The sequence below is a fragment of the Pseudoalteromonas porphyrae genome (assembly GCF_001298125.1).
GTDB lineage: Bacteria > Pseudomonadota > Gammaproteobacteria > Enterobacterales > Alteromonadaceae > Pseudoalteromonas > Pseudoalteromonas neustonica.
In genome coordinates this window covers 1-678 of the sequence record NZ_LHPH01000081.1, presented here as the reverse complement: position 1 = coordinate 678, position 678 = coordinate 1, and the positions used below count along the sequence as shown (strand labels likewise).

General features: G+C 42.6%; 1 protein-coding gene. It reads left to right on the top strand.

What is annotated here, in order from left to right; genetic code table 11:
- Nucleotides 1–9: 9 nt before the first annotated feature.
- On the top strand, nt 10–678 hold a 669-nt coding region (locus tag ADS77_RS21260; RefSeq protein ID WP_200909669.1), incomplete at its 3' end, for a transposase.

The window sequence follows — 678 nt, the reverse complement described above, 5'->3', positions numbered from 1 at the left end:
AGCGCGAAAATGACCACCTCGAAAGGCACAATTCAAGGCTACAACGGGATAGCAATAAATGACGACAAGCACCAAGTTATACTGCAAGCACAGGCATGGGGCTCAGTGGGTGAGCAACAAACCTTACAGCCAGCGGTTAAACAATTAAAACAGCAGTTAGATAAACTGAACACAGATAAATCCGCAGACAAACACACAATCAAATTTACCGCAGACAGTGGTTTTAACAGCGAAGTAAACCTTGAATACATGGCGAAAAGTGGCTTTGATACTTATATTGCGGATAACCAATTTAGAAAACGAAACCCGCTGTTTAAAGACAGTCAAACGTATGAAACAGAGCAAGAAAAACGCCGACTAAAACGCAGTAAAGGCAAGCCACGGTTATTTATCTCAGACGACTTTCATTATGATGAAACAACCCAAACCTGCCTCTGCCCCGCAGGCAATGGTATGTGGCGAAGCGGGGTTAATGTAAAGAGTCACAATCAAGAATACACGCGATTCTGCGGTTACTTAAAAGATTGCAAAGTATGCCCACTGCAACAGCAATGCATGCGAAAGCCACCAATAAAAACAGGGCGGCAAGTACAGTTTAAAAATGATGAATCACGTAAAAAGCTAAGCTATATCGACAAAATGAAAGTTAAAATAGACAGTCCAATGGGGCGACGGCAG